Annotated in this window: 1 protein-coding gene; it reads right to left on the reverse strand. The window is 64.1% G+C overall.

Translation table 11 applies throughout. From position 1 onward, the window contains the following. On the reverse strand, nucleotides 1–632 hold a 632-nt coding region (locus tag B5G12_RS14235; protein WP_522731457.1), incomplete at both ends, for an alpha-amylase family protein.

Consider the following 632-nt stretch of genomic DNA (forward strand, 5'->3'; position numbering starts at 1 on the left):
AGCTCGTTTTGCAGCGTGCCGGGTATGCTGCGATTGGCGGCCAATGCCCAGGGGAAGGCGCCGCGGTGGATGTAACGGCTGTCCGAAGCCTTTTCGGGGTCGTCTTTGTAGCTGTAGTCATTGAGCTGGCCGATCTCGTCCCCGCTGTACAGCACAGGGAGGCCCGACTGTGAGAGCATGAAGGCGTGGAGGGTCAGGTCGAGCCGGACGGCTTTTTCCTGTGCGGCCTTGTCCCCGGCAAAGCCGGCCCGCTCGATGCCGCAGAGGGAGGCCGTGGTGCCGCAGAGGCGGGCGTCCCCCAGGCGGGGGTCGTCGTTGTACAGCTCCCCGATGGCGAAGGAGTTCGCCGTCTTGCCGGTAAAGAAATCGTTCAGGTACTTTTTGTGCGGGACCTCCTGCATCCCGAACCGGGCCAGGAAATCGTAGTCAAGGCCCCAGCCGATGTCGTCGTGGCAGCGCAGGTAGTTCTGGAAGATGCAGTTTTGGGGCAGACCGGCCAGGATGTCCAGCTGGCGGCGGAGCAGGGCGGTGTCGGCGGTGGCCACCGTGTGCCAGGTGGTGCACATGGTGGTGACATTGTACAGCATATGGCACTCGGGTTTGTCGGGGGTGCCAAAGTAGGGGGCGACCCG

This window comes from Faecalibacterium sp. An58 (assembly GCF_002161515.1).
GTDB lineage: Bacteria > Bacillota > Clostridia > Oscillospirales > Ruminococcaceae > Faecalibacterium > Faecalibacterium avium.